This window comes from Paenibacillus vandeheii (genome assembly GCF_030433635.1).
GTDB classification, from domain to species: domain Bacteria; phylum Bacillota; class Bacilli; order Paenibacillales; family Paenibacillaceae; genus Paenibacillus; species Paenibacillus vandeheii.
Map to the genome: position 1 here is coordinate 273808 of NZ_JAROCD010000005.1, position 19582 is coordinate 293389.

The 19582-nt window shown below is 46.5% G+C and carries 16 protein-coding genes; 13 read left to right on the plus strand and 3 right to left on the minus strand.

Annotated features, from left to right (window positions below):
• The first annotated feature begins 287 nt into the window (after positions 1-287).
• The 13 genes from P5G61_RS11670 (at position 288) to P5G61_RS11730 (ending at position 17284) form a co-directional block, all read left to right on the plus strand.
• On the plus strand, positions 288-2060 hold the full coding sequence (locus P5G61_RS11670; protein WP_301246558.1) for an ABC transporter ATP-binding protein: 1773 nt from the start codon (positions 288-290) through the stop codon (positions 2058-2060).
• Entirely contained in the window at positions 2057-3907 is a 1851-nt protein-coding gene (locus tag P5G61_RS11675; protein WP_024630581.1) for an ABC transporter ATP-binding protein, read from the plus strand. Before P5G61_RS11670 ends, P5G61_RS11675 begins: the two co-directional genes overlap by 4 nt.
• Positions 3908-4043: 136 nt before the next feature.
• A complete protein-coding gene (purT, locus tag P5G61_RS11680; RefSeq protein WP_301246565.1) occupies positions 4044-5231 on the plus strand; it encodes a formate-dependent phosphoribosylglycinamide formyltransferase in 1188 nt (395 codons plus the stop codon).
• Complete coding sequence (locus P5G61_RS11685; RefSeq protein WP_024630579.1) at positions 5221-5679, plus strand: GNAT family N-acetyltransferase; 459 nt, start codon at positions 5221-5223, stop codon at positions 5677-5679. Before purT ends, P5G61_RS11685 begins: the two co-directional genes overlap by 11 nt.
• Positions 5680-6044: 365 nt before the next feature.
• A complete protein-coding gene (locus P5G61_RS11690; RefSeq protein WP_301246566.1) occupies positions 6045-6836 on the plus strand; it encodes a CAP domain-containing protein in 792 nt (263 codons plus the stop codon).
• Positions 6837-7079: 243 nt separating this feature from the next.
• Positions 7080-7946, plus strand: a complete 867-nt coding sequence (locus P5G61_RS11695) for a GDSL-type esterase/lipase family protein (RefSeq protein ID WP_301246567.1) — start codon at positions 7080-7082, stop codon at positions 7944-7946.
• Positions 7947-8912 (plus strand): ABC transporter ATP-binding protein, encoded by a 966-nt coding sequence (locus P5G61_RS11700; protein WP_301246568.1) that lies wholly within the window; start codon positions 7947-7949, stop codon positions 8910-8912.
• Positions 8905-9894 carry an ABC transporter permease gene (locus P5G61_RS11705; RefSeq protein ID WP_024630575.1) on the plus strand — a complete coding sequence of 330 codons (990 nt, stop codon included), beginning with the start codon at positions 8905-8907 and terminating at the stop codon, positions 9892-9894. Before P5G61_RS11700 ends, P5G61_RS11705 begins: the two co-directional genes overlap by 8 nt.
• A gap of 76 nt (positions 9895-9970) precedes the next feature.
• Positions 9971-11950, plus strand: coding sequence for a DNA topoisomerase IV subunit B (parE, locus tag P5G61_RS11710; RefSeq protein ID WP_024630574.1), 1980 nt, complete (start codon positions 9971-9973; stop codon positions 11948-11950).
• A gap of 12 nt (positions 11951-11962) precedes the next feature.
• Positions 11963-14425 carry a DNA gyrase subunit A gene (gyrA, locus tag P5G61_RS11715; RefSeq protein WP_024630573.1) on the plus strand — a complete coding sequence of 821 codons (2463 nt, stop codon included), beginning with the start codon at positions 11963-11965 and terminating at the stop codon, positions 14423-14425.
• A 229-nt stretch (positions 14426-14654) separates the two neighbouring features.
• Complete coding sequence (locus P5G61_RS11720) at positions 14655-15092, plus strand: MarR family winged helix-turn-helix transcriptional regulator (protein ID WP_024630572.1); 438 nt, start codon at positions 14655-14657, stop codon at positions 15090-15092.
• 237 nt (positions 15093-15329) lie between these two features.
• On the plus strand, positions 15330-15776 hold the full coding sequence (locus P5G61_RS11725; protein WP_024630571.1) for a MarR family winged helix-turn-helix transcriptional regulator: 447 nt from the start codon (positions 15330-15332) through the stop codon (positions 15774-15776).
• Complete coding sequence (locus P5G61_RS11730; protein WP_024630570.1) at positions 15773-17284, plus strand: DHA2 family efflux MFS transporter permease subunit; 1512 nt, start codon at positions 15773-15775, stop codon at positions 17282-17284. The genes P5G61_RS11725 and P5G61_RS11730 overlap by 4 nt, the downstream gene beginning before the upstream one ends.
• 113 nt (positions 17285-17397) lie before the next feature.
• Here P5G61_RS11730 and P5G61_RS11735 read toward each other — a convergent pair whose 3' ends face one another.
• The 3 genes from P5G61_RS11735 to P5G61_RS11745 form a co-directional block, all read right to left on the minus strand.
• Positions 17398-17742 (minus strand): MGMT family protein, encoded by a 345-nt coding sequence (locus tag P5G61_RS11735; RefSeq protein ID WP_301246571.1) that lies wholly within the window; start codon positions 17740-17742, stop codon positions 17398-17400.
• Positions 17743-17864: 122 nt separating this feature from the next.
• Positions 17865-18596 (minus strand): RluA family pseudouridine synthase, encoded by a 732-nt coding sequence (locus tag P5G61_RS11740; protein WP_094937019.1) that lies wholly within the window; start codon positions 18594-18596, stop codon positions 17865-17867.
• A 2-nt stretch (positions 18597-18598) separates the two neighbouring features.
• Positions 18599-19462 carry a class I SAM-dependent methyltransferase gene (locus P5G61_RS11745; protein ID WP_024630567.1) on the minus strand — a complete coding sequence of 288 codons (864 nt, stop codon included), beginning with the start codon at positions 19460-19462 and terminating at the stop codon, positions 18599-18601.
• Positions 19463-19582: the final 120 nt, after the last annotated feature.

Below are 19582 nucleotides of genomic sequence, written 5' to 3' on the forward strand. Positions count from 1 at the left end.
TGTAAAACAAAATGAGTTATACAGCGATATTTTGAAATGTTGTCGCTGTACCAAAAAAGGCCCCTGTCTCTAAAGGCATACAGGGAGCCTTTTTTGGTACGAACAACCTGAAAGGAAGAGAATATTCAAACATTTGATTGATAGGAGGGTATCTACCTCCCTTAATGACGCATTAAGGTGAAAGTAGCCTGAATATGGTCGCTTATTCGCTTTGCCGCGAATGGGGGACGGTGATAAACTTCATAAATGTTCATACTGTTTTTGAACGACATAAGAGGAGGAGAGACATGGATGTTCTCAGGCAATTGCAGATCTTTTTCTGGGAGAAGCGCACGTATTTATTTTTATCGATCTTATGCCTCGCCATAGCGACCGCGCTTGGTCTGGTGTATCCGAACCTGCTAAGGATACTGATTGATGACGTCATCACTCCGCGCAATTTTGAAGACGTTCCCAAACTTGCTTTAACGGTATTAGGTGTCGTTATTCTGAAAGCGGGAATGCAATTTTTACACGGTCTTTTTGGAGGTCGCCTCGGGAATTTCCTGGCGTACCGACTTCGTAACGCGTGTTACGAAAAGCTTCAATTTTTATCCTTCCGGTATTATGATACGGCCAAAACGGGAGACTTGATGTCCCGCCTCACGGGAGATCTCGAAGCGATCAGGAACTTTATCGGATTTGGCTTCGCTCAAATTCTCAACATGGTTCTGATGGTCGTATTCGGCGCAATCATGATGATGACCATGAGTTGGAAGCTTACCTTGCTTACGCTCATATGTATTCCTCTGCTTGCCTTCGTTGCGCTGAGATTCGAATCCCGAATTCACCCTGCGTTCCAAGAAATGCGGCTGGCACTCAGTTCACTGACGACAGCGGTACAGGAGAATATTACAGGTGTGCGTACTGTAAAGTCATTTGCACGTGAGCCTCACGAAGTGGAGAAGTTTTCCGTCCGCAACGAGCGTTACAAAACGAACCAGATTCATGCAGCAACATTATGGAGTCAATATTTTCCGATCATGGAGATTCTCGCTTCTGTCAGTGTAGTTCTTCTGCTCCTCATTGGTGGGAACATGGTTATTCAGAAAACGTTAACACTCGGTGAACTCGTTGCCTTTTTCAGTTTGATCTGGTACATAATCGGTCCAATGTGGAACCTTGGTTTCCACATCAACAACTATACGCAATCCAAAGCATCGGGTGAACGGGTGTTGGAACTGTTGAATACGCCGGTAGATGTACAAGAGACAGAAGATCCAGTCATTGTGGAGGCTGATCAAGTCAATGGGCATGTAACCTTTGAATCCGTTACCTTTGCTTACGGCAATAAAATGCCGGCAGTAACCGATATTAACTTTGATGCGCCACCAGGCTCGGTCATCGGCTTCCTCGGAGGAACAGGCTCGGGTAAATCAACTATTATTCAACTCCTGATGCGTGCATACAACGTGAACTCGGGCACCATCAAGCTGGACGGCAAAAATATTAAGGACATTGGAATTCGAAGCCTGCGGAGTCAGATTGCTTCTGTGTTCCAGGAAACGTTCCTGTTCTCTTCCAGCATTCGCAACAACATTTCCTATGGTCTCAAAAATGTATCCATGGACGAAATTATCCGTGCAGCCAAACTGGCCAAAGCCCATGAGTTCATCATGGAATTCCCTGAAGGATACGATACGGTTGTAGGGGAGCGTGGAATGGGCTTGTCGGGAGGACAGAAACAGCGGATTGCTATCGCAAGGGCTTTGCTGAAAAACCCGAAAATTCTCGTTCTGGATGATGCAACCAGTGCGGTTGACATGGAGACCGAGCATGAAATTCAATCCGGATTCCAGGAAGTCATGCGTGGAAGAACGACGTTTATCATTGCGCATCGGATCTCTTCCCTGCGTCACGCAGATGAGATTTTGGTGCTGGATGAAGGACGGGTTGTACAACGTGGAACACACAAACGTCTCATCGAAGAACCTGGGCCTTACCGGGACGTATATCAGATTCAATACGCAGATTATATTGCCCGCGGTAAGCGGGAGGCTGGGGAGCAGGTGAATTCATGAGTGCCGAAACGGTAGCCGATAGGCGTGAGGTCCAAGAGACCTCTGACAAGAAAATGAATGAACGTTTTGTATATCAGGACGACGAAATAATTGAAAAACCGTTTAACTGGCGTGAGTTCGGACGTTTGTTCTCGTACATGAAACCTTATGCAAGACAACTCTTGCCACTTATTATTCTAATGATGATATTGGGTACCCTCACGAAATTATCCGTTCCATTTTTGATCAGTTTGGCGATAGACAGAGCAATTGCACCTGCCACGGGGCTGCCAAGTTTGACGATGCTCTATATTATTGCTGGTTCAGTGCTTGTATTATACCTGATCCAGTGGGCAGCCAATACGTACCGAATCAAATTTACGAACATTATCGGGCAACGGGTCATTTATGATCTTCGTTCGGATTTGTTCAAACATATCCAGAAGCTGTCCTTTAACTTCTTTGACAAAAGACCTGCGGGTTCGGTGCTGGTGCGTGTCACCAATGATATCAATTCCCTGCAGGATTTGTTCACCAACGGTGCGGTCAACGTCATGATTGACTGTGTGCAGCTGTTGGGGATTATCGTTATTTTGCTGCTGATCAACTGGAAACTGGGTCTGGCGGTCATCATTACCGTTCCGCTCATGTTTATCATTTCGACCAAACTGCGCGTGCTGATCCGCCGTGCCTGGCAGGATGTACGTATGAAGAACTCACGCATCAACTCCCATTTGAATGAATCTATTCAGGGGATTCGCGTGACTCAAGCCTATACGCAGGAAAAAGAAAACATGAAGTATTTTGACAACATGAATCTGTCGAGCAAAAAATCATGGGATAGAGCATCGGCCATGAACCAGGGCTTTGGTCCTCTGATTGAAATTACAGGCGGCTTCGGAACGTTAATCCTGTTCTGGTTTGGTGCTTATCTGATTCAAGAGGGGCAGCTGACGATCGGATTGCTCGTAGCTTTTGCCAACTATGTCGGCAACTTCTGGGACCCGATTAACCGTCTGGGACAGATGTACAATCAGTTGCTCGTTGCTATGGCTTCCTCCGAACGGATCTTCGAATTTATGGATGAGGAGCCGAGTATTGCAGATAAACCTGGAGCCAAACCGCTTGCTTCTATTAAAGGGGATATTGTATTCGACAATGTCGTGTTTGAATATGAGAAGGGCAGACAGGCGCTGAAGGGAATCAGTTTCGCTGCAGGTGCCGGACAATCGATTGCACTTGTAGGTCATACGGGTTCCGGTAAAAGTACCATTATCAATCTCATCAGCCGATTCTATGACATCTCTGGCGGACGTCTTACCATTGATGGTCAGGATGTAAGGGATGTAACGGTTGAAAGTCTGCGCAGTCAGATCAGTATTGTGTTGCAGGATACGTTTATCTTCTCTGGCACCATTCGCGATAATATTCGTTTTGGACGGCTGGATGCGACCAATGAAGAAGTGGAAGAAGCTGCGAAGGCTGTTAATGCCCATGAATTTATTATGAAGCTGCCGGCTGGATACGATACGGAAGTCGAAGAGCGGGGGAATGTATTATCCATGGGACAACGGCAATTGTTATCCTTTGCCCGTGCCTTACTGGCTGACCCTCGAATCTTGATTTTGGATGAAGCGACTGCCAGTATCGATACCGAGACGGAGCTCAAAATTCAGGAGGCTTTGAAGGTGCTGTTAAAAGGAAGGACCTCCTTTATGGTGGCGCACCGTCTCTCGACAATCCGGAATGCGGATAACATTATCGTGCTGGATCATGGTGAAATCAAGGAAGAAGGAAACCATGAGCAACTTATCCAGAAACAAGGAGTTTATAATGGGTTAATAGAAGCTCAATACAGATTTTTGTAAAAATTGATCGAAAAAACACAAAAAATCTTGTAAAATTCACAAGAAAAATAGGGAGCACTCTTGCATTCTTTAACCAAAACCCCGAAAATAGAGAGATAGATATAGAAGATTTCTCTTTGGGAGGATTGGAAAGAACATGTGGGGTGCTCCATTTTCGGCTCAAGCCAAAAAAATGCTGCTACTGGGCAGCGGAGAATTGGGAAAAGAGGTCGTTATTGAGGCCCAACGACTGGGAGTAGAGACGATCGCTGTTGATCGTTACGAAAACGCACCTGCCATGCAGGTTGCACATCGGTCTTACTGCATCGACATGTTAAATGCCGAAGCTCTGAAACAATTGATCCGAAAGGAACAACCTCATTACATCGTACCTGAGATTGAAGCAATCGCAACAGAAGCTTTACTCGAGCTTGAGGAAGAAGGATTTTGTGTCGTTCCTACGGCACGTGCTGCCCGTTTAACGATGGATCGCGAAGGCATCCGCCGTCTGGCAGCCGAACAATTGAACCTTCCGACAGCGGCCTATCTTTTTGCGGACAACCTGGAACAACTTCAGGAAGCTGTTCGTGAATTGGGTACACCATGCGTCATCAAACCACTAATGAGTTCTTCCGGTAAAGGGCAGAGTGTATGCCGCACATCGGATGACGTAGAGGAATGCTGGAACATTGCTCTTTCGGGAGCACGCGGCAAATCCGTACGTGTCATTGTGGAAAGCTTTGTGAAGTTTGACAGCGAAATTACGCTGCTCACGGTTAGATCTGTCTCAGGGACTGTATTTTGTCCTCCAATTGGTCACATTCAGAAAGATGGGGATTATGTCGAATCATGGCAACCTCATGCGATGACACCAGAGCAATGGGAACAAGCTTGTCATATTGCCAAGTCTGTTACCGATGAACTCGGTGGTTATGGACTGTTTGGGGTTGAATTATTCCTGACAGCAGATGGAGTCGTGTTCAGCGAGGTATCGCCTCGTCCGCATGATACAGGCATGGTTACCATGGTAACGCAAGATAGCTCCGAGTTTGCGCTGCATGTGCGTGCAATTCTTGGTTTTCCGGTCACAGGAGTACATTTACTGACACCGGGAGCTTCAGCAACGCTGAAGGCTAATGATGAAACATCTGACTTTACTGTAGGCGGGATTGAAGAAGCACTGGCGCTTCCTCGTACTCAGGTTCGTGTTTTTGGCAAACCTGAAACCAAAGTGGGACGCCGAATGGCCGTAGCGTTAAGTGCCGGCCAAAATGTGGAAGAAGCTCGTAAAACAGCGGTACAAGCCGCTAATATGCTGAAAGTGGAGGTAAATCATGTCCAATAATGTTGAGGCCCCTGTACTGATGATCCGAGAGTGTGAGCTGCGAGATGCTGAAGCGGTAACGGGACTGATGCGAGAGGTCAGCTATCCCACAACAGCCAATGTCATGAAAGAGCGCATTGAATGTTTGGAAAGCAATCCAAACGCGTGCATGCTTGTTGCCGAAGTGGATGAACAAATTATTGGTGTGATTGGCTTGCAATGTGTGCAAAGTCATGCCTATCCGGAACCTGCCGCACAAATAACGTCCTTGATTGTAGGGCAGGAATATCGTGGGGGCGGAATTGGCCGTCGTCTGATGGCTCGTGCCGAGGATTGGGGCAGACAGCAAGGTGGGAAACAATTGTTTGTCACCGGAGCGAACCGTGAAGTGACTTCAACAACCTATTCTTTCTACGAGCATATTGGTTTCCAGAAGAGAGGCTATCGTTTCAGTAAAGTCCTTCTATAGAAAAAGAGTTTTATTATATCCCGATCTTCACGTTTTTGGTGTGGTGAATGATAAATTGTGATGAATGATAAATAGAAGATAAGTGGCATTCGGCGAGCTTTTTTTGTCCGGATGCCATTTTTTTATGCCGTATTTCAAGGTTGATGGTTGGAATTTTTGCTGATATGCCAGCGTTTTAAGAGCAGATTGCAGAATATGGCGCAATGTACTGTAAACCGTCCACCCTCATTTGAAACAGATTGAAAAAATGACAAAAAAGTTACTTTTCCATAATTTATGGGTTCACAATCTACTTGTGAATTGATATACTCCAAGAGTATTAATTACAAAGTTGTCATAACTAATTCCTAAGGAGATGAATGAATTTGAAGAAGAAATGGATGAAAACCGTCGTAACTAGCAGTCTGACAGCCGTACTTGCCGTAGGGGTTATGCTCCCTGCTTCCGCTTCTGCTGCAGATGCATCATATAAAACTACTACTAAAACGACAACGTATAAAATTACGAGTGCGGAAAGCTTAAAAGCGTACATTGAACAATGGCTCAAAGATAATGGTTACACTGTATCCAATGGCGAAGGGCAAACAACAGTAGAGAAGCCTGCAACACAGCCTGATCAAACAACCAAACCTGCTCAACCGACAACACCTGCTAAACCGGTAACACCAGCAAAACCAACGCAAGAAGAGAAACCGGCAACTACACCAGCCAAAGATCCTTCAAATAGTGGGACTGGAACTGGGACAACTACAGGTAATACAGGCAACAGTGGCAGTGAGAGCACACAATCGGATTTTGCAGCTCAGGTCGTAAAACTTGTGAACGCTGAACGTTCCAAAGCAGGCTTAAGCGCATTGGCTTCTGATGCTCTCTTGGACAAAGTGGCTGTAGCCAAAGCTAAAGATATGAGTAACAACAATTATTTTGATCACCAATCACCGACCTATGGTTCTCCGTTTGACATGATGAAACAATTCGGAGTAACGTACAGCTATGCTGGTGAGAATATTGCAAAAGGGCAAAAAACACCTCAAGAGGTTGTAACAGCCTGGATGAATAGTGAAGGTCACCGTGCGAATATCCTGAGCAAAAACTTTACGAAAATCGGTGTTGGATACTATAACGGGTATTGGGCTCAAGAATTTACCGGCAACTAATGGATTATATTGAAGAATAATCTGCTTTAATTCAAAAAGGTTATGTCACCGCAGCTTGAAGCTGTGCGTGACATAGCTTTTTTTTGTGAAAGCTTATTTGATAACGAAATCTGCTTATATAGCGGCAAAATTTGCAAATTAGCGACAGAACATTTATGTTATTTAGAAAACGCGTCATCATAATGTAAAATCATTATAAATTTTAAGTACCCGGCCAGGTGTACATGAGCGGAGATGTGATGAATGAAAAAAAGAAATCTTGATTCGGCGCCATGGATCTGGAGAACAATCAGTACAGTGTCCATACTGACTACATTGCTGCTGTTATTCGGATTTGGCTACGCCATAAAAGATGTCATTTTTCCTAAGGGAGATGCGCAGCTAGGTACAGGACAGCAGACGACAACTCCTGCCAAAGAAAACGGGGAATCAACGCCTGCGGTGAATGATGGTAAAATTCGAATGGCTGTGATCGGCGATTCCCTGGCACGAGGTACGGGAGATGATGAGGGGCTTGGTTTTGTAAGAAGGGCAGGAAATTTGCTCAAGGATCAGGGATACGATGTACAGGTGTTGAACAATTTGGGTGTGAATGGTTTGAGGACTGACGCATTGTTGAACAAGCTGGATGAACAGGGTGTACGTTATGTCTTACAACAATCCAACTTTATTCTGTTGTCGATTGGAGCCAATGATCTATTCCAGGGAGGACAAGTTCTACAGGGAGAAGACGTGCCAACGGCAGAAACACTTGTAGCGGCATTACCGGAGACGTCAAAGCGTTTGCAGGAGATTCTGAAGAAAGTGAAAGAAATTAACCCTGATGCACAGATTGCCTACATAGGGCTATACAATCCGTTTAGTGATGTGAAAGAACTCAAAGAGCCGGGAAATGCAGTTGTAGCTGCATGGAACGATGCTGCAATGCAGGTTCTGAACAATGAGGACAAGATGACACTCGTACCTACATTTGATCTGTTTGAAAATCATCTGGGACAGTATCTGTCATCAGATCATTTTCATCCCAATGGAGAAGGCTACGAGCAAATTGCGGTTCGGATTGCACAGGAATATCAGGCAGAGACTCCAGCAGAAGGGAGCAGGAAATAAATGGCACAAGAACAGACTGATCCCGTATTGTCCGTGCAGCATCTGAAGAAAAAAATTGGACGCAAGTGGATCATTAAGGATGTTACGTTTGACGTTAAACCAGGCGAAATTTTCGGTTTTCTGGGTCCCAATGGGGCCGGGAAAACAACAACCATTCGAATGTTAGTCGATCTGATTAAACCAACGGAAGGCAAAATTCAAGTCTGTGGTTATGATGTCAATCGTGATCCTGAACGAGCCTTGAAATACGTCGGTTCCATTGTTGAAAACCCGGAAGTGTACACCTATTTGACTGGATGGGAGAATCTGGAGCATTTTGCCCGTATGCAGCCCGGGGTGGATAATGACCGTATTCAGGAAGTAGTAGATATTGTACGTCTCGATCAGCGGATTCATGATAAAGTAAGGACCTACTCTCTGGGGATGCGTCAACGGCTTGGCATTGCACAGGCATTGCTTGGGCGCCCGCGGCTGCTGATTCTGGATGAACCGACGAACGGACTTGATCCGAAAGGAATTAAGGAACTTCGTATCTTTATCAAACAGCTTGCAAGTGAAGGCATGGCTGTATTCGTCAGCAGTCATTTGCTCAGCGAAATTCAGCTTCTCTGTGACAGAGTGGCGATTATTAGTGCAGGGCGGGTACTCACAGTTGGTGGCGTTAATGAACTGATTGAAGATCACTCCAAATTGGCAATATGGCATATTACTCCGTTGGAGGCAGGCAAAAAAATGCTGCTGGAGGCAGGCATTTCGCTGGTGGATCGTCCTGCAGACGTCATGGATGATACCATTATTGCAGGACTTGGTTCGAACGCTGTCGTTGCGGAAATGCATGAGGAGCGAATTCCGGCTTTGGTGCAGCAGATGGTACAAGCCGGAATTCAGGTTGAAGGCGTACAGCGGATTCAGCCAACACTGGAGCAGCTATTTTTAAAAATGACAGAAGGTGAATCCATTGAGTAATATCATGCCGCTGATCCGAAACGAAACGATCAAGATGGTGAAGAAAAAACGTCTTTATATTATTTTTATCGTTCTCGCGGTGTTGGTCCCGATGTTTACGTATGCCCAGATGAAATCTGCGGAAAATAATCGTGACAAGTTTGGCGGCGACTGGCGGCTTGAGCTGCAGCAGGCCATTACGGATAATCAGAACTCGCTTGGAAGTGACCGGGTACCTGAAGAATACAAAAAGTACAGGACGGTGTACATCCAGCAAATGCAATACTATCTGGAGAATGACATCAATCCGAAGGAGCCTGGTGGTGTAACGTTTACACGGGAATTCATGAATAACGCTGTCGGACTGTTTATACCGCTGCTCATAATGGCGATTGCTTCGGATCTGGTTTCCGGTGAGCGAACCACAGGTACAATCAAAATGCTACTGACCCGTCCGGTCAAACGTTGGAAAGTGTTGCTGAGCAAACTCATAACGCTGATCATGTTCGTGTCGATTATTGTGGTGTCGGCATATATTATCTGTTATGTCATCTCGGGAGCAGTGTTCGGATACAAAGGCTTCGGCATGCCGATCTTTACAGGATTCAAGGTTGTCGGTACAGATGTTGATATGTCAGCAGTCCATGCTGTGGACCAGTGGCTGTATATGCTGATGCAGGCCGGGCTGATCTGGTTCGTCAGTATAATTGTGGCGATGCTTGCATTCATGGTCTCTGTATTAGTGCGAAGTACAGCTGCAAGTATTGTCATTATGATGGCAGCACTCATCGCAGGAACGATTCTCACCAGTATGGCCGCTTCCTGGCAGTCAGCCAAATATTTATTCATGGTTAACCTCGAACTTCCGAATTATTTGTCGGGCGGTTTGCCACCAATTGAAGGGATGAATTTGGGTTTTTCCCTTATTGTGCTTAGTGTTTGGGGCATTGCTTCACTCTTTGTGTCATTCATTGTCTTTACGAAACGGGATATCTTGAATTAAAATGGACAAGGATAAGAAAACATCTGTTTGCATTTTAGGCATTTTTTTAGTTGCAAGTTAAGAAGGGGGAGCATGAATGGTCGAGCAAATCGATATGTCGGCAGGTTCGACAGGCGGAGGACAAGGGTCTTCAGGCTACGACGCGGACGACATTCAAGTACTTGAAGGACTGGTAGCGGTACGGAAACGACCGGGAATGTACATCGGCAGCACCAGTGCTTCGGGTCTACATCATTTGGTATGGGAAATCGTGGACAACGCTGTCGACGAACATCTCGCCAAATTCTGCTCCAAAATCGATATCACGCTGCATAAGGACGGTTCTATTACGGTTCAGGATAACGGAAGGGGAATTCCGACAGGTATACATAAAACAGGGATTCCTACTCCCCAGGTCGTGTTTACGATTTTGCACGCAGGCGGAAAGTTCGGTGGATCAGGATACAAAAAATCAGGCGGTTTGCACGGTGTAGGTGCGTCAGTTACGAACGCATTATCCGAATGGCTTGAAGTCGAGATTTTCCGTGATGGCAAGATTCATCGTCAACGATTCGAGTATTGGCAGGACAAAAAAGGCGTTGAGCATGTCGGAGAACCGGTGTCTGGTCTCGAAGTATTGGGCAATACCAATCGGACGGGAACTAAAGTTACGTTTAAACCGGATATTCGGGTGTTTCAGAACGGCATTCAATTGAATTATGATACACTGGCAGAACGTCTTCAGGAGATTGCTTTTCTGAATTCAGGTCTGAGAATTGTGCTCAAGGACGAACGTTCAGGCAATCAGGATGAGTACATGTACGAAGGCGGAGCAAGCCAGTTTGTTGCTTTTCTTAACGAAAATAAAGATGTGCTGCATGATGTCATTCACTTCTATGCGGAGAAGGATGACATTGAGGTCGAAGTGGCGATCCAGTATAACGCGGGTTATACGGAAACGCTGGCGTCATTCGTGAACTCGATTCCGACCAGGGGCGGCGGTACACATGAGACCGGATTCAGAGCAGCTTATACACGTGTGATGAATGACTACGCACGGCGTACCAGCATGATTAAGGAAAAAGATAAAAACCTCGAAGGTAATGATTTGCGTGAAGGCATGATGGCGGTCATTAGTGTCAAAATGTCGGAGGTTGAATTCGTAGGACAAACGAAGGATCAACTCGGTAGCGCTTCCGCGCGAAGCGCAGTGGATTCCGTCGTGTCTGAAAATATCCAGCGGTTTTTGGAAGAAAATCCGCAGGTTGCGCAAACGTTGATTCGCAAAGCAGTTCAGGCCTCCAGAGCCAGAGAAGCTGCACGAAAAGCCCGGGATGAGATGCGAACCGGCAAAAAACGCAGCGAAAGTTCCAACCTGAACGGTAAACTGACTCCGGCACAATCCAAGGATTTTACCCGGAATGAACTGTTTATCGTCGAAGGGGATTCCGCAGGTGGTTCAGCGAAACAAGGACGTGACTCCAAGATTCAGGCGATACTCCCGCTTAAGGGTAAACCGCTCAATCCGGAAAAAGCGAAATTGGCCGATATCCTCAAAAATGAAGAATACCGTGCCATTACATCAGCGATCGGTGCAGGTATTGGAACGGAATTCGCAGTTGAAGACAGCAATTATTCCAAAATCATAATTATGACGGATGCCGACACGGATGGCGCACATATTCAGGTACTGTTGCTGACTTTCTTCTATCGTTATATGAAACCGCTAATTGATGCAGGGAAAATATATATCGCTCAGCCGCCACTGTACAAGCTGACACGCAAATCCGGCAAAATGGCCAGTGTGCGTTACGCCTGGACCGATGAAGAGCTGGCGAATTACATGAAAGAATTCGGAAACAATGTGGAGCTTCAACGTTACAAAGGACTTGGTGAGATGAACCCGGATCAACTGTGGGAGACTACGATGAACCCGGAAACACGTGCATTGCTCAAGGTAGAGATTGTCGATGCAGCCAAAGCAGAACGTCGTGTATCTACACTCATGGGTGATAAGGTTGATCCACGCAAACGCTGGATTGTAGAGAACGTCGACTTTACAGAGTACGAAGAATAGAAGGTGCTTGGAATGAGTCTATCAGAACAATTTATGCCGGCCTTTCTCGAAGAGGTCGTGGGTGACCGTTTCGGTCGCTACTCCAAATACATTATTCAGGACCGGGCCATTCCCGATGTAAGGGATGGATTAAAGCCGGTGCAGCGGCGTATTCTTTACGCTATGTACGATTCAGGTAATACACCGGAGAAACCATATCGGAAATCCGCAAAAACGGTTGGGGATGTTATGGGTAACTACCATCCTCACGGGGATTCCTCCATCTATGATGGTATGGTGCGGATGGCACAGCCGTGGAAAATGGGGCATATGCTCGTAGACGGTCATGGAAACTGGGGGTCACAGGACGATGATCCGGCAGCTGCCATGCGATATACGGAGGCCCGTTTGTCGCCCATCGCGATGGAGATGCTTCGCGATATCGAGAAACGGACTGTTCTGTTTAAGGATAATTTTGATAATACGGCCAAAGAACCGGTTGTATTACCGTCCCGTTATCCGAACCTGCTGGTCAATGGTGTAAGTGGGATATCGTCTGGTTTTGCAACGGAGATCCCTCCACATAATTTACGTGAAACTATTGATGCTTGTATTGCCGTGATGGAGAAGCCATCGATTGAGCTGGACGAGATCATGATGTTCATGAAAGGTCCAGATTTTCCGACTGGCGGATTAATCATGGGCGGCGATGGAATTCTGGATGCTTATCGCACAGGTAAAGGACGGATCTATCTCCGGTCCAAAACCGATATCGAGAATATGCGTGGCGGCAAACAGCAAATCGTGATTACCGAGATCCCTTATCAGGTCGTAAAATCCCGTCTGGTTACAGCGATGGAAAACATCCGACTGGAGAAAAAGGTTGAAGGGATTGCCGAAGTGCGGGATGAGAGTGGGCGTGAAGGCCTGCGAATCGTAGTTGAGCTGAAAAAAGAAGCAGATGCACAAGGTATTTTGGCTTATTTGCTGAAGAAAACCGATCTGCAGGTCACGTACAACTTCAATATGGTTGCGATTGTGAACAAAGCTCCTCAGCAATTGGGATTGAAATCCATTCTCGAGGCTTATATTGCCCACCAGCGTGAAGTTGTGACTTTCCGTACCCGCTTTGAGCTGGAGAAGGCGGAAGACCGTGCACATGTGCTGGAAGGTCTGGTAAAAGCTCTTAACATCCTCGACGAGGTCATTGCGGCTATCAAAGCGTCGAAGAACCGTCAGGATGCTCAAAATAACCTGATGTGGATGTTTGGTTTCTCGGAACGTCAGGCGGATTCCATTCTGACTTTGCAATTATACCGATTGACCAATCTCGAGATAACTTCTCTGGAAAAGGAACTCGGCGAACTGATGAAAAAGATCGCGCAGTTACGCTCCATTCTGGATAGTGACCGCAAGCTGATCGGAGTCATCCGCAAAGAGCTGATGGAGATTCGTGAGAAGTACGGAATTGACCGTCGCTCAGCCATTCAGGGCGAAGTGGAAGAACTCAAGGTTAATCTGGAAGTGCTGGTGAACGCGGAAGATGTATTTGTCACATTGTCCAAAGAAGGATACATCAAGCGTACAGGCATGCAGTCATTCACACGATCCGGTGGGGAGCGTAACGCAAGTGGTGTGAAAGAAGGCGATTATATCGCCCAGGTCCTTGAAGTCAACACCCTTGAGAATCTGCTGGTATTTACGAAGAAAGGCCAGTATTTCCTGTTACCTGTGCATCAGGTGCCGGAATTCAAGTGGAAAGATCCGGGGACGGCGATCGTCAACGTCATTCCTCTGGCGAAGGATGATCGGATCTCAAGTGTGCTTGCTGTTAAATCCTTCGAAGAACCGGATCACAGTCTGGTCTTTGTCACTCGCAAAGGACAGGTGAAGCGTACCGAGCTGAAGGATTACGTCACCAAGCGTTCCGGCGCTGTAGCCGCATGCAAAGTCGGCAAGGATGATGAGGTACTATCCGTTCATCTAAGCACAGGTGGCAAGGACATCATGCTGATCACCAAAGAAGCCATGGCCATCCGTTTCCGTGAGGATGAAGTGAATCCGATGGGGCGTGTGTCTGGGGGCGTACGTGGTATTCAGTTAAAAGAAACGGATGAAATCGTATCTGTTCTGTGGGTGGAAGGCGATGAAGGCGAAGTTGCTATATTGTCTGACTTGGGTTACGGCAAACGCTCATTGCTGCTGGATTATGCTCTGCAAAGCCGTGGCGGCAAGGGACTGGCAACCTTTGAGTTCAAGGAAGGCAAACGGGTGAAACCGAACGGTAGCCGAATTGCCGGAGCGTTCTATTGCAGGGAACAACGGAATGTAACGGTGATGACCAAGGAAGGTCAATCTCATCACATTTCTTCGGAATCTGTACCTATTACTGAACGGAAGCATATCGGTAAATTGCTTGTACATGTGGACAAACAGGATGAAATTGTGGAGCTTATCCTGGATCTCGCAGAGAATCAGGCAGCTTCTTCCTCCTAATAAGGATTCAAATAAGACTCTTTACAGAGCAGGGAAACCTGTCATGCGAAGAGTCTTATTTTGTTGTTCGGACGCGGATTAAAAGAGGACCTTCATGCGAAGTTTAACAACCTTCGTCGATTACGGTCGATCGCTAGGAAATTGAAAAAAGGCAGCAGGAATGCGGCTTTGAAGGGCGAAAACTTAAGCAGGTGAAGTGATAACCGGTTGCAGAGAGGAGCGATGCAAGATGTATAATTCCGATTTTGCCAAGTGCTGGTCGAGGCTGACCAAGGACTACAAGCTGCATATGGATCATGAGCTGGCACCGTCTTTAACAGAGGCGCAGCTGGCCGTACTGGAGGTTCTTGAGGATCACGAGAAGATGAAACCATCCGATCTCATTCCTTTTCTGGCTACAACACCTGCAGCAGTAACAATGTTGTTGGATCGTATGGAGAAAAACGGTCTTATTCGCAGGGAACGCGATAATCAGGATCGAAGAATCGTATGGGTATCTCTGTCCGATAAGGGACGCATGGAGACCGAACGGGGGATCACGATCCGTAATGAATTTATGAATTCGGTTCTCAGCAATATTTCAATGCATAACCAGCAGTTGCTGGTTTATCTATTAGGCAAAATGACAACACCAAAAACAAAAGAGCATGCCTTGTCCACATCATAATGACGATGGACCAATAATAGTAACCATGGAACTCTTGCTGAAAATGCAGGAGCGCTATGGTTATTTTTTATTGATGTGTATATTAAGAGTTTTTCCTACTTTGAATGACTAAGAATAATTTATAGAATTTTATATGTAAAGAGTTGACTATGTAATTTTTTTTGTTATAATAAGTAATTGTTCCCCTGATATTTCGTGTACGAAATATTATATTCCATAAGTAAAAAGGGTGAATTAATGTCTGACACATACGAAGTATTCTACATTATTAATTCGTTTCGGCAGGTCAATCAAATGCTCTTCCGGGCATTCTGGAATGAAAACAAGGAAATCGAGCTCACTTCGATTCAATTTATGGTGTTATCCATATTGAAGGAGCGTCCTTCAATCGGTATCAATGAAGTGGCTGATCTCTGTCATATGGGCAGCAGCTCCATGAGCGCTGTGGTGGAACGTCTGGTTAAGGGTGAGTACATAGTTCGAACACGTTCGGACTCGGACCGCCGATCCGTAAAGCTACAGATTACGGATAAAGGGGAGCAGGCCCAGCAGGAAACACACCGTTTGTGGATGGAGCGAGTGTCACCCATTCTGGATATCCCGAAGGAAGACCTTGAGCACCTGCTAAGAATTCATAATCAAATGATTGAAAAGTTAGAAGGAAGAGAGATGAATAACCAATGAGTACTACTGCAGCAGCAGCGCCATCCTCCGCGATGGACAACATTAAGAAAGGCCCGATTGTGGCCGCATTGTTAATCGGTGCATTCGTCGCCTTCCTGAATCAAACGTTGATGAACGTTGCTCTTCCTAAGATCATGGAAGACCTCGGCATCGGAGCGAACAAAGCCCAATGGCTGACAACAGGCTATATGCTCGTCAATGGTGTGTTGATTCCGGTTACGGCGTATCTGATCGCCAAATTCTCGACACGTCAAATTTTTATTACAGCCATGACGCTATTTACATTAGGAACCTTGGTCTGTGGTTTAAGTCCGACCTTTGGTATCCTGATGGTAGGTCGTGTTATTCAAGCGGCGGGTGCAGGTATCCTGATGCCTCTGATGACCGTTGTATTCTTGACGATCTTCCCAATTGAGAAGCGTGGTCAGGCCATGGGTACGATGGGGATCGCGATGATTCTGGCCCCAGCCATTGGACCGACACTGTCGGGTTATGTGGTTGAGCATTATTCTTGGAGACTGTTGTTCTATATCATTTTGCCATTCTCTATCATTGCGACGGGAATCGGTATTGCTTTTGTCAAAAACGTAACACGTCAATCCAAACCTAAACTGGATTATCCAGGCGTTATCCTTTCTACACTCGGTTTTGGTAGCTTATTGTACGGCTTCAGTGATGCAGGTACAGACGGATGGGGCAGTGCCATTGTTATTGCTTGTCTGATTGTCGGGGCTGTATCTCTGATCCTGTTCGTTATTAGACAGATGACGACCGATCATCCGCTTTTGGAGTTCCGCATTTTCAAATACAACATGTACACATTAACAACGATCATTAATATGCTCGTAACGATGGCGATGTTTGCAGGTATGATTCTGCTTCCGATTTTCCTGCAAAATATTCGTGGATTCTCACCGATTGAATCTGGTTTGCTGATGATGCCGGGCGCGATCCTGATGGGGATTATGTCTCCAATCACAGGCCGCATCTTCGATAAAGTCGGAGCACGGTGGTTGTCCGTTGCCGGTCTTGCGATTACGGCCATCACCACTTGGGGACTTAGCCGTTTGTCGATCGATACAACGTATGGTTACATGATGTTTATCTACACAGCTCGTATGTTCGGTATGTCGATGTTGATGATGCCAATTCAAACGGCGGGCCTGAATCAGCTGCCACAGCGACTGAACGCGCATGGTACAGCGATGTCCAACACACTGCGTACAGTTGCGGGTGCCATTGGTACAGCGATTCTCGTTACAATTATGAGCAGCAAGCTGAAATCTCATCTGGCAGATACTCTGGCTACAGGCCAAATTGCTGCAGATGATAAGGCTGCAATGATGCGTGCTACCGCAGATGCAACAATCTACGGTGTAAACTATGCGTTTGTCGTAGCGACTGCGATGACTGTCGTAGCTCTGCTGCTGGCGTTCTTTATCCGTAAAACCAAACCGGCTACTGAACCAGTCACAACGGAGCAGCAAAAAGTGAATGCTACAGCTTAAATCTACTTAGATGACTGTTATTATTCATTCCATAAAGGCTTTATATATACAAAAAGAGAGTTCAGGCAGATCATACTGCCTGAACTCTCTTTTTGTTATGCCTTGTTTTGATTTTATTTTTCATCAGTCGATAGATCAAGCAGGAAGGCAGGACCAGGATCATGCCCGAAGAGTCTGAGATCGATGCTCCCATCCATCTGAAATTCAACGCCCTCACTAACGAGCTCCGTCTCCTGCATCAGCCTCGAATGCTCGTCTGGAATGGAGATTAGACCTTTGGCGTTGACGACGCGGTGCCAGGGAAGACGCTCTTTCCGGCTCATGGAGTGCAGAATGCGTACAACCTGTCTGGCAGCTCTTGGGCTGCCTGCATGAGCGGCAATCTGCCCATAGGTCATGACTTTTCCCTCAGGAATTGCTGAGATGATGGCAACGACCTGTTTCGTAAACGGTGTCATTATAATGGGTCTTCCTTTCCATTTGAGTAAAAAAACCGTGTCACTCAGATATGAATCTGGATGACACGGTTTACGGTTAGAAGTTGACCTGATCCTGTGGACGATTATTATTAATTTAAAAATTAATGTTCCGCTTTAAATGCTTTATCATACACAGCAGCCGGCCACTCTGCCCATGGGAATTCACGGGGAGGCAGGGACTGTAGGACAATTTCTTCCTTCGTTACGGGGTGAGGAAAAGCTGCAATGGCAGACCAGAGAGCGATTTGTTGTCCGGGCTTATTCACACTTGCACCGTACTTCTGATCTCCGAATAGCGGGCAGCCGATTTCTTTCATTTGAACTCGAATCTGATGGGATCTGCCAGTGTGCAGTTCGATATGAACCAGACTATAGCGATCGGTTTCGCCAATGACTCGGTAATCCAAAACGGCGTCTTTACCGCCGGCTGTACCCTGAGGTACAACGGTGACGGTATTCGTACGCGCATCTTTTAGCAGGGTGTGTTTTAACGTTCCTTGCTGTGCAGGCAGTTTGCCATGTACAACAGTCGCATATATTTTGCGGAAATGACGTCCGCGAACCGTCTCGGATAATCTTGAAGCTGCCTTCGATGTTTTGGCAAAAATCATCGCACCACCAACGGGGCGGTCAAGACGATGCACCAATCCGAGATAAACGTTGCCAGGTTTGTTATACCGTTCTTTCAAATCCTGTTTCAGCAGTGTAAGCAAATCCGGATCACCTGACGCATCTTCCTGGGTAGGTACATTGACCGGCTTCGTAATGCCTAACAAGTGATTGTCCTCAAACAGAATCGGAATATTACCGGTTCCTTGCAAATGTTCGGACATGATCAGGACTCCCAGCGGCCCAAGATGCCACAAGGCAGATCCAGACCACTACGGGTAATTGGAAGACCAATCTCGCCTGCGGTAATTTGACCGCCGTACTGGGCAGACATCGTCATTGTCAGCATGTTGCGCAGAACGGTGGAGGAGATACCGGTTGTATAGGAGTTGACCAGCATGAATAATGGGTTATCCGACAAAATTTCCATACACGATTTCAGGAAAGGGTAGAGGTTTTCTTCCAGCTTCCACGTTTCCCCGTTAGGGCCTCGGCCATAGGAAGGCGGGTCCATAATAATCGCGTCGTATCGATTGCCACGGCGTTGTTCGCGCTGCACGAATTTGAATACATCATCTGTGATGAAACGAACAGGGCGATCTGCAAGTCCGGATAATTGAACATTTTCTTTCGCCCACTGCACCATGCCTTTGGCTGCATCTACGTGTACTACTGAAGCTCCAGCATATGCAGCTGCAACTGTAGCACCGCCTGTATATGCAAACAGGTTGAGTACAGAGATGGGACGGCCTGCTCCGGCGATTTTATCCATCATCCAGCTCCAGTTGGCCGCTTGCTCAGGGAACAGACCGGTATGCTTGAAGCTGGTTGGTTTAATATGAAATTTAAGGTTCTCGTATCCGATGGTCCAGCGTTCCGGGATCGGTTTTTTCATATCCCAGCTGCCGCCTCCTGAAGAACTGCGGTGATAATGGCCGTGCACCTGGCGCCATTCATTGGTTTCTTTTTCAAGGGGCCAAATGATCTGTGGATCAGGTCTGCGCAAAATCACATCACCCCAACGCTCCAGCTTTTCGCCGCCTCCTGTATCGATTACTTCATAGTCCTTCCAGTTCTTTGCTACGTACATAAGTATTTATCCATCCTTCAAAAGTCATTTGGATACTATTGTACAACAAAAAAGGGCCTGTACGCCAGTTGCGGTGGGCGGAAACCCATTGTGGAAAGATGGTCACGTCATGCTGCACTT

What these genes read in the sequence shown, in the direction of transcription:
- P5G61_RS11670 (WP_301246558.1), top strand. Translation starts at nt 288, where the DNA reads ATGGATGTTCTCAGGCAATTGCAGATCTTTTTCTGGGAGAAGCGCACG.
- P5G61_RS11675 (WP_024630581.1), top strand. Translation starts at nt 2,057, where the DNA reads ATGAGTGCCGAAACGGTAGCCGATAGGCGTGAGGTCCAAGAGACCTCT.
- purT (WP_301246565.1), top strand. Translation starts at nt 4,044, where the DNA reads ATGTGGGGTGCTCCATTTTCGGCTCAAGCCAAAAAAATGCTGCTACTG.
- P5G61_RS11685 (WP_024630579.1), top strand. Translation starts at nt 5,221, where the DNA reads ATGTCCAATAATGTTGAGGCCCCTGTACTGATGATCCGAGAGTGTGAG.
- P5G61_RS11695 (WP_301246567.1), top strand. Translation starts at nt 7,080, where the DNA reads ATGAAAAAAAGAAATCTTGATTCGGCGCCATGGATCTGGAGAACAATC.
- P5G61_RS11700 (WP_301246568.1), top strand. Translation starts at nt 7,947, where the DNA reads ATGGCACAAGAACAGACTGATCCCGTATTGTCCGTGCAGCATCTGAAG.
- parE (WP_024630574.1), top strand. Translation starts at nt 9,971, where the DNA reads ATGGTCGAGCAAATCGATATGTCGGCAGGTTCGACAGGCGGAGGACAA.
- gyrA (WP_024630573.1), top strand. Translation starts at nt 11,963, where the DNA reads ATGAGTCTATCAGAACAATTTATGCCGGCCTTTCTCGAAGAGGTCGTG.
- P5G61_RS11720 (WP_024630572.1), top strand. Translation starts at nt 14,655, where the DNA reads ATGTATAATTCCGATTTTGCCAAGTGCTGGTCGAGGCTGACCAAGGAC.
- P5G61_RS11725 (WP_024630571.1), top strand. Translation starts at nt 15,330, where the DNA reads ATGTCTGACACATACGAAGTATTCTACATTATTAATTCGTTTCGGCAG.
- P5G61_RS11730 (WP_024630570.1), top strand. Translation starts at nt 15,773, where the DNA reads ATGAGTACTACTGCAGCAGCAGCGCCATCCTCCGCGATGGACAACATT.
- P5G61_RS11735 (WP_301246571.1), bottom strand. Translation starts at nt 17,742, where the DNA reads ATGACACCGTTTACGAAACAGGTCGTTGCCATCATCTCAGCAATTCCT.
- P5G61_RS11740 (WP_094937019.1), bottom strand. Translation starts at nt 18,596, where the DNA reads ATGTCCGAACATTTGCAAGGAACCGGTAATATTCCGATTCTGTTTGAG.
- P5G61_RS11745 (WP_024630567.1), bottom strand. Translation starts at nt 19,462, where the DNA reads ATGTACGTAGCAAAGAACTGGAAGGACTATGAAGTAATCGATACAGGA.